Origin of the sequence: Haladaptatus sp. (genome assembly GCF_049589095.1) — an archaeon.
Lineage (GTDB): Archaea > Halobacteriota > Halobacteria > Halobacteriales > Haladaptataceae > Haladaptatus.
In genome coordinates, this window is record NZ_JBAWAC010000283.1 from 1 (window position 1) to 3,778 (window position 3,778).

5 protein-coding genes are annotated in these 3,778 nt (G+C 62.3%); 4 read left to right on the top strand and 1 reads right to left on the bottom strand.

The window, feature by feature from the left end:
• Positions 1–196: 196 nt before the first annotated feature.
• Entirely contained in the window at positions 197–577 is a 381-nt protein-coding gene (locus tag WBV42_RS09185) for an N-acetyltransferase family protein (RefSeq protein ID WP_423985755.1), read from the bottom strand.
• 121 nt (positions 578–698) lie between these two features.
• Between WBV42_RS09185 and WBV42_RS09190 the strand changes: the two genes are divergently transcribed.
• From WBV42_RS09190 to WBV42_RS09205, 4 genes are all read left to right on the top strand, one after another.
• Complete coding sequence (locus tag WBV42_RS09190) at positions 699–1,643, top strand: ATP-binding cassette domain-containing protein (protein ID WP_423985756.1); 945 nt, start codon at positions 699–701, stop codon at positions 1,641–1,643.
• Complete coding sequence (locus WBV42_RS09195; protein WP_423985757.1) at positions 1,640–2,479, top strand: ABC transporter permease subunit; 840 nt, start codon at positions 1,640–1,642, stop codon at positions 2,477–2,479. Before WBV42_RS09190 ends, WBV42_RS09195 begins: the two co-directional genes overlap by 4 nt.
• 64 nt (positions 2,480–2,543) lie before the next feature.
• Positions 2,544–3,479 (top strand): ABC transporter ATP-binding protein, encoded by a 936-nt coding sequence (locus tag WBV42_RS09200; RefSeq protein ID WP_423985758.1) that lies wholly within the window; start codon positions 2,544–2,546, stop codon positions 3,477–3,479.
• On the top strand, positions 3,476–3,778 hold a 303-nt coding region (locus WBV42_RS09205; protein ID WP_423985759.1), incomplete at its 3' end, for an ABC transporter permease. The genes WBV42_RS09200 and WBV42_RS09205, both read left to right, overlap by 4 nt.

A 3,778-nucleotide genomic window follows, 5' to 3' on the forward strand; every position in this document is an offset into this window, starting at 1 on the left:
GACGTACATCGACGCTGGCTTTAGCTACAAATTCTGCTAACATTTCGAACCCCTAGTGGCTGAACGCCCAGTTTTCACAGTTCCTTCTCGTACACGTACTCTTACACTCCCAGAGCAGCGTCTTCCCGCTCCTCGATCCGCTCGAAGTCGCGGGATTCGTAAAACCCTACGCCCCTGTCGTTGTCGGCCACGACGGTCAACCGTAACCGTTCGGCTCCCCGTTCACGAATCCGCTCTTCGGCGCGCAGTCGAGTAGACGGGTCCCCAACCCCGCTCCCCATTCTTCCGGAACGAGATAGATTCGAACGAGGTCGAACCCGCCGTTCTCGTCCGGAATCGGCGCGACGTGGACGAATCCGACGATACTGTCGCCCTTGCGCTCGGCGACGAGGAACTCGTCGCCGTCCCGTGCCGTGCTCTCGCGGAGTCCCTCGGTGTCGTACCACCGGTCCACGACCTCGTCCACCGTCTCCTTCCCCACGATCCCGTCGTAGGCCGCGTGCCACGACTCCCGGGCGACGCGTCGAATGGCGGTCGCGTCGTCCGGTTTTGCGGCGCGGATGGTGACGTCGTTCATCTCGCTACGAGCGACTCTCGATTCGAGCGTCTTGGCTCTGTTTGTGAATAGATATCATCGGACTCGGGAGTTGTTGTCAATCAACGGAAAGCATTTGTAGATGGCATTAAAATTATCGGCCATGGCCGCCATCGAAACTAAGTCCCTCACGAAGCAGTTCGGCGACGTCGTCGCGGTTGACGGACTCGATTTGACCGTGGAGGAGGGCGAAATCTACGGCTTTCTCGGTCCCAACGGTGCAGGAAAATCCACCACCATCAACATGCTGTTGGACTTCATGCGCCCCACCGACGGAACGGCGACGGTCCTCGGCTACGACGCACAGACGGACTCCCGCGCCATCCGCGACTCCATCGGAATCCTCCCCGACGGCTACCACCTGTACGACCGACTGACCGCACGCGAACACCTCTCGTTCGCCATCGACGCAAAGGACGCGAGCAACGACCCAGCGGAACTCATCGACCGCGTCGGGTTGTCACAGGAGGACGCCGACCGAAAGGTCGGTGGCTACTCGAAAGGGATGACACAGCGACTCGCGCTGGCCGCCGCGCTCGTCGGCGACCCCGACCTCCTGATCCTCGACGAACCGTCCTCCGGCCTCGACCCGCACGGCATCGTCGAGATGCGTGAACTCATCCAAGCGGAGGCGGACACCGGAACGGCCGTCTTCTTCTCCAGCCACATCCTCTCCGAGGTGGACGCCGTCTGTGACCGCGTCGGCATTATGAATAGCGGAAAGCTCGTCGCACAGAACACCGTCGACCAGCTTCGGGAGCGTACCGGTTCCAAGTCACAACTCCTCCTGTCCGTCGAGGAGACGCCGACCGCCCTCGACCTGACCGGTATCGAGGGTGTCGGCGACACTTCCTTCGAAGGATCGACGCTCCGCGTGTCGTTCACCGATGCCGCGGCGAAACCGGCCGTCGTCAAACGCGTCGATGCCGTGGCCACCATCACGGACATCAAGTCCGAGGAAGCGTCGCTCGAAGAACTGTTCACCACGTACACGACGGATGACGAACCGGAAGAACCCGAAGAATCGCGCATGGAGATTCCCGCATGACCTGGGTGTCCGTCGCACGGAAGGATTTCACCGACGCCAGACGCTCGAAGGGACTGTGGGCGCTCATCGCCGTCTACGTCGGCTTGCTCGCGCTGTTGGTGTACGCGGCGTCGTCGAACCCCCACTCCACGATGACGAACATCCTCCAAGTGCTCACCCTCGTCGGCATCTTCATCATCCCCATCGGCGCGCTCGTCGTCGCCTACCTCGCCATCGCGGGCGAACGCGAATCGGGCAGCATCAAGTTTCTCCTCGGGTTGCCGAACACGCGCCTCGACCTCGTCGTCGGGAAGTTCGTCGGCCGATCAGCGGTCGTCATCCTCGGTCTCCTGTTGGCTGTCGGTATCGCGGCGTTCGAGGGCCTCTTCATGCTCGATTCCATCGACTTCACCGTCTTCGCCGAGTTCTTCCTGCTGTTCCTCTACTTCGGCGTGACGTACGTCGCCATCGCGGTCGGTCTCTCCTCGGCCTGCGCTTCGCGGTCGCGTGCGATGGTGAGCTCCGTCGGGGTCTTTTTCATCTTCAACGTGCTCTGGACGATTCCGCCCATCTCGCCGTCCTCGGCGCTCCGCTTCGTCGCACACGACCAACTCGGGATACAGCTCTCGCCGCGGATATACGAGTTCGTCTATCTCATCAGCCCGTCGTACGCCTTCCAGCGCGCTTCCGGGCTGGTGTTTTCGGGCGGAGGGGTGTACAACTTCCGCGTCCTCGAACACGGCGCGGCGATTCCGTTCTACCTGAAAAAGTGGTTCATGCTCGTCATCCTCGGCGCGTGGCTCGTCGTCCCGCTCGTTCTCGGCTATCTATCGTTCGAACGCGCCGACCTCGGCTGAGAAATCGTGGGGTGACTTATCATAGCAACATAGTTTTAACTACCCTAGGAATTATATGGCCGTTATGGCCGCTATACAAACAACTGGCCTCACCAAGCGATTCGGTGAGGTGGTCGCAGTCCGTGACCTGAACCTCCAAGTCAAGGAAGGCGAAGTGTTCGGCTTCCTCGGTCCGAACGGGTCCGGAAAATCGACGACCATCAACATGCTCATGGATTACATCCGCCCGACCGACGGGAGCGCAACAGTGCTCGGCTACGATGCACAGGAGGAAACGCAACCGATTCACGAACGGATCGGTATCCTCCCCGACGCGACCGACCTGTACGGGCGGCTCTCCGGACGGAAACACATCCAGTTCGCCATCGACTCCAAGGGGACCGGCGAGGACGCGGACGAAATCCTCGACCGCGTCGGCCTCTCCGAGGACGACGCCGCGCGCGCTGCGGGTGGCTACTCGAAAGGGATGCGCCAGCGGGTGACGCTCGGAATGGCGCTGGTCGGCGACCCCGACCTCCTGATCCTCGACGAACCGTCCTCCGGCCTCGACCCGCACGGGGTCAAGGAGATGCGCGAGATCATCCAGGCCGAGGCGGACCGCGGCACGGCCGTGTTCTTCTCCAGCCACATCCTGAGTCAGGTCGAAGCGGTCTGTGACCGCGTCGCCATCATGTACAAGGGCGAACTCATCACGGTCGACACAATCGACGGGCTTCGGGACGCGACCGGCACCGGGGCAACGATGGTTCTGACGGTCGATACCGTGCCGAACGTCGATCTGGGACGGATCGACGGCGTCACGAATTCGACGGTGGAGGGCGACGAACTGCACGTCACGTACACGGAGGCGAGCGCGAAGGCGAAGGTCATCAACGCCGTCGAGGAGACGGGCGCGACCGTCGCCGACATCCGGACGAAGGAGTCGTCGCTCGAAGACCTCTTCGAGGCGTACACGACCGGTTCTGAAAGCCAGCGGATCGAATCGGAGGCCCGGCCATGAGCTGGGCCGTCGTCGCGCGCAAGGACTTCGAGGACGCCGCCCGCTCGAAGATGCTGTGGGGTATCACGGTGTTGTTCGTGCTGGCAACCGCCGGTGTGATGTACGCGGTGGGTGCGTTCACCGATGACTTCACCGCGAAAGAAGCCATCGGGCTCCTCAGTCAGCCCGCGACCCTCCTCGTTCCCCTCGCGGCGCTCGTCGTCGCGTATCTCGCCATCGCGGGCGAGCGCGAGTCGGGAAGTATCAAACTGCTCCTCGGCTTGCCGCATACCCGTCAGGACGTGCTCATCGGCAATCTC